Here is a 4,892-nt window from a genome sequence, read left to right as displayed (position 1 = left end):
GCCGCGCCGGGAGACGGGACGCCGCGGCGGCCGCGGACCGTGCTCGCGGTGACCGCGACCGGGCGCGAGGCCGAGGACCTCTCCGCGGCGCTCTCCAGCCTGCTGGGGGAGAACGCCGTCGCCGTCTTCCCCGCCTGGGAGACCCTGCCGCACGAACGCCTCTCGCCGCGCAGCGACACCGTCGGCCAGCGCCTGGCCGTACTGCGGCGGCTGTCGCACCCGGTGGCCGGCGACGCCTCCGCCGGGCCGCTGCGCGTCGTCGTCGCGCCGGTCCGGGCGGTGCTCCAGCCGATCGTGCGCGGCCTGGGCGACCTGTCGCCGGTACGGCTGCGCGCGGGCGACGACGCCGACCTCGACGGCGTGGTCCACGCCCTGGTGGGCAGCGGCTACCACCGGGTGGACATGGTCGAGAAGCGCGGCGAGGTGGCGGTGCGGGGCGGCCTGCTGGACGTCTTCCCGCCGACCGAGGAGCACCCTCTGCGCCTGGAGTTCTGGGGCGACACGGTCGAGGAGATCCGCTGGTTCAAGGTCGCCGACCAGCGCTCGCTGGAGGTGGCGCAGGACGGGCTGTTCGCCCCGCCCTGCCGGGAGCTGCTGCTCACGCCCGAGGTGCGGGAGCGGGCCGCGGCGCTGGCCGCCGAGCACCCGGCGCTGGCCGAGACCCTCGACCTGCTGGCCGAGGGCGTGCCGGTCGAGGGCATGGAGGCGTTCGCGCCGGTGCTGGCCGGGGAGATGGACCTGCTCGTCGACCACCTGCCCGGACCGGCGGCGGTGTTCGTCTGCGACCCCGAGCGGATCAGGAGCCGGGCCGACGAGCTCGTGCGGACCAGCCAGGAGTTCCTGGAGGCCTCCTGGATCAACGCGGCGGCGGGCGGGGAGGCCCCGATCGACCTGGGCGCGGCGGCCTTCCGGACGCTGGAGGAGATCCGCGACCACGCCCGCAAGCTCGCCCAGCCGTGGTGGTCGATCGCCCCGTTCGGCGGCGGTGACGACCTCGGCGACGCCGGGGACGCCGGGGATGCGGCCGGCGCGCTGGTCCTGGACGCCCAGGAGGCGGAGGCCTACCGGGGCGACACCCAGCGGGCGCTGGCCGACGTCAAGGGCTGGCTGGAGTCCGGCAGGACCGTCGTGCTGCTCAGCGAGGGCCACGGCCCGGCCGAGCGCATGGTGGAGCTGCTCAAGGGCGTCGACCTGCCCGCGCGGCTGGAGCCGGAGATCGGCCCGGCGCCCGACCCCCGGGTCGTGCACGTCGCCACGGGCCTGGTCGACCACGGCTTCACCACCCCGTCGCTGGCGGTGCTCACCCACCTGGACCTGGTCGGGCAGAAGGCCTCCACCAAGGACATGCGCAGGCTCCCCAGCCGCCGCCGCAACATGGTGGACCCGCTCCAGCTCAAGGTCGGCGACCACGTCGTGCACGAGCAGCACGGGGTGGGCCGCTACGTCGAGATGGTGCAGCGGACCGTGCAGGGCGCGACCCGCGAGTACCTCGTGATCGAGTACGCCAAGGGCGACCGGCTGTACGTGCCGACCGACCAGCTGGACGAGGTCACCCGCTACGTCGGCGGCGAGTCGCCCACCCTCAACCGGATGGGCGGCGCCGACTGGGCCAAGGCCAAGACCCGGGCCAAGAAGGCCGTCAAGGAGATCGCCGGGGAGCTCATCCGCCTCTACAGCGCCCGGATGGCCTCGCCGGGGCACGCCTTCGGGCCGGACACGCCGTGGCAGCGGGAGATGGAGGACGCCTTCCCCTACGCCGAGACCGGCGACCAGCTGGAGGCCATCGACGAGGTCAAGCGCGACATGGAGCGCCCGATCCCGATGGACCGCCTGATCTGCGGCGACGTCGGCTACGGCAAGACCGAGATCGCGGTGCGGGCGGCGTTCAAGGCCGTGCAGGACGGCAAGCAGGTCGCGGTGCTGGTGCCCACCACGCTCCTGGTCCAGCAGCACCTGTCCACCTTCGCCGAGCGCTTCTCCGGATTCCCGCTGAACGTGCGGCCGATGTCGCGCTTCCAGACCGACGCCGAGGTCAAGGAGACCCTGCGCGGCCTGTCGGAGGGGGCGGTGGACATCGTCATCGGCACCCACCGGTTGCTCTCGCCGGAGGCCAGGTTCAAGAACCTCGGGCTGATCATCATCGACGAGGAGCAGCGCTTCGGCGTCGAGCACAAGGAGGCCATGAAGCACCTGCGCACGCAGGTCGACGTGCTGGCCATGTCCGCCACGCCGATCCCGCGCACGCTGGAGATGGGCCTGACCGGCATCCGCGAGATGTCCACGATCCTCACCCCGCCGGAGGAGCGGCACCCGATCCTCACCTTCGTCGGCCCCTACGACGAGAAGCAGATCGCCGCCGCGATCCGCCGCGAACTGATGCGCGACGGCCAGATCTTCTTCGTGCACAACCGGGTCGCCAGCATCAACAAGGTGGCGGCCCGCCTGCGCGAGCTGGTCCCCGAGGCGCGCATCGCCGTCGCCCACGGCCAGATGAACGAGCAGCAGCTCGAGAAGATCATGGTGGGCTTCTGGGAGCGCGAGTTCGACCTGCTCGTCTGCACCACGATCGTCGAGTCCGGCCTCGACGTGCCCAACGCCAACACGCTCATCGTGGACCGGGCCGACAACTACGGCCTGTCCCAGCTGCACCAGCTCCGCGGCCGCGTCGGCCGGGGCCGCGAGCGCGGCTACGCCTACTTCCTCTACCCGCCGGAGAAGCCGCTCACCGAGACCGCCCACGAGCGATTGGCCACCATCTCCCAGCACACCGAGATGGGCGCGGGCATGTACGTCGCGATGAAGGACCTGGAGATCCGCGGCGCGGGCAACATCCTGGGCGCCGAGCAGTCGGGCTTCATCGCGGGCGTCGGCTTCGACCTGTACGTGCGGATGATGGCCGAGGCCGTGCAGGAGCAGAAGGCCAAACTGGCCGGGGCCGAGCCGGAGGAGCGGCCCGACGTCAAGGTCGAGCTGCCGATCAACGCGCACATCCCGCACGACTACGTGACCTCCGAGCGGCTGCGCCTGGAGGCCTACAAGCGCGTCGCGGCGATCTGCACCGACGACGACATCGCGGCGGTCCGCGACGAGCTCACCGACCGGTACGGCAGGCTGCCCCAGGAGGTCGACAACCTGCTGGCGGTCGCGCGCTTCCGCATCCGCGCCCGCAGGGCCGGGCTCACCGACGTCACCCTGCAGGGCCAGCACATCCGGTTCGCCCCCGTGGACCTGCGCGACTCCCAGCAGGTCAGGCTCCAGCGGCTCTACCCGAAGGCGCTGCTGAAGCAGGCGACCGGTACGTTGCTGGTGCCCGTCCCCAAGACCAGACCGCTCGGCGGCCAGCCGCTGCGGGACCTGGACCTGCTCAAGTGGTGCGGCGACCTGGTCGAGGCGATGTTCCTCGAGAACATGCCGGTAAAGTGAAGCGGCATTTGTCGTGAAGGGATCGCAAGTGAAGTCGACTCGAGTGCGCGTCATCCTGGCGGCCGTGGCCGTGGGAGCCGCGCTGACCGCCTGCTCTCCGGCGCAGGTCGGCGCCGCCGCCGTCGTGGGCGACCAGCGGATCAGCTCCGGCGAGCTGGAAGCCGACGTCAAGGAGTTCGAGGCGGCGGTTACCGCCGCCGGCCTGAGCAAGAGCCAGCTCCAGCTCCGGGGCTCGGTCCCGCAGGTCGTGCTGACCAACGTGATCGCCATCGAGCAGCTCGAGCAGCTCGGCGCGCGCAAGGGCGTCACGGTCACCGAGGCGGAGGTCGACACCTTCCTCAACCAGATCGCCACCCAGGGCGGGCAGACCCAGCGCATGCCCGACGAGCAGATCGCCGTCAACGTCGGCGTGCCCCCGTCGAAGCTGCGCGACCTGGTCCGCATCACCCTGGTCGAGCGGAAGCTGCTGGCCGGGTTCGGCGCCGGGCAGGACGAGGCGTCGCAGCAGGCCGCGTCCCAGAAGCTCGCCCAGGAGGCGGCGACCATCAAGGTCGTGCGGAGCCCGCGCTACGGCGTGGCCAACCCGCAGTCGCAGGGCGGCGCGGACTCCTACGTCGACGCCGGCCGCTTCGGCACGGTCCCCGCGTCCTCGTAGCCGCGACGGGCACCCGACGGACATGCCGCTGATCCTCGTCACCACCTCGCCCCGGGTCGCGCCGGGCCTGCTGAGCCACCGCGCCTGGCAGGTCCTCGCCGCCGGCCCGGTGCGCACCGCCTCGGCGGACCACCCGCACCTGCCGTTCCTGGCCGAGGCCGGGATCGAGGTCGAGGTCACGGCGCCGGACCCGGCCGCCCTGGTCCGCGAGGCCCAGGGCGGGGACGTGGTCTGGCTGGAGGCCGACGAAGGGCTGATGCGCCTGATCGGGCACGCGGCGGTCGCCCTCGACGATCCGCCGGTGATCGAGGTCGTGCCGGGTTCCTACGACCTGCCGGGCGCGCGCCTGCTCGACCTGGTCGCGGTGATGGACCGGCTCCGCACGCAGTGCCCCTGGGACGCGGAGCAGACCCACGAGTCGCTGGCGCCGTACCTCCTGGAGGAGGCCTACGAGGTGCTGGAGACGATCGAGGAGGGCGACCGCGGCGCGCTCCGCGAGGAGCTGGGCGATCTGCTCCTGCAGGTGGCCTTCCACGCGCGCGTCGCGGCCGACCGCCCCGCCGCCGAGGGCGGGTTCGACGTCGACGACGTGGCGGCGGGCATCGTGGACAAGCTGGTCCGGCGGCACCCGCACGTGTTCGCCGCCGTGCGGGTGGACGGCGCCGAGCAGGTCAGCGACAACTGGGAGACCATCAAGGCGGCCGAGCGCGCCGCCAAGAGCGGCGGCGACGCGGGGTCCCCGGTCGACGGCGTGCCCATGGGTCAGCCCGCCCTCTCCCTCGCCGCCCAGCTGCTGCGCCGCGCCGGACGCGCC

At 72.9% G+C, this 4,892-nt stretch carries 3 protein-coding genes; all 3 read left to right on the top strand.

Annotated elements, in window-relative coordinates:
* Positions 1-48 precede the first annotated feature (48 nt).
* A complete protein-coding gene (gene mfd / locus ACWJ6R_RS30260; RefSeq protein WP_449065492.1) occupies positions 49-3,423 on the top strand; it encodes a transcription-repair coupling factor in 3,375 nt (1,124 codons plus the stop codon).
* Positions 3,424-3,451: 28 nt separating this feature from the next.
* A complete protein-coding gene (locus ACWJ6R_RS30255) occupies positions 3,452-4,078 on the top strand; it encodes a SurA N-terminal domain-containing protein (protein WP_449065491.1) in 627 nt (208 codons plus the stop codon).
* A gap of 22 nt (positions 4,079-4,100) precedes the next feature.
* On the top strand, positions 4,101-4,892 hold a 792-nt coding region (locus ACWJ6R_RS30250; protein ID WP_449065490.1), incomplete at its 3' end, for a MazG family protein.

The organism is Planomonospora algeriensis (assembly GCF_977012225.1).
Note: the sequence above shows the minus strand (reverse complement) of the source record. Positions and strands in the feature narration are given on the sequence as shown.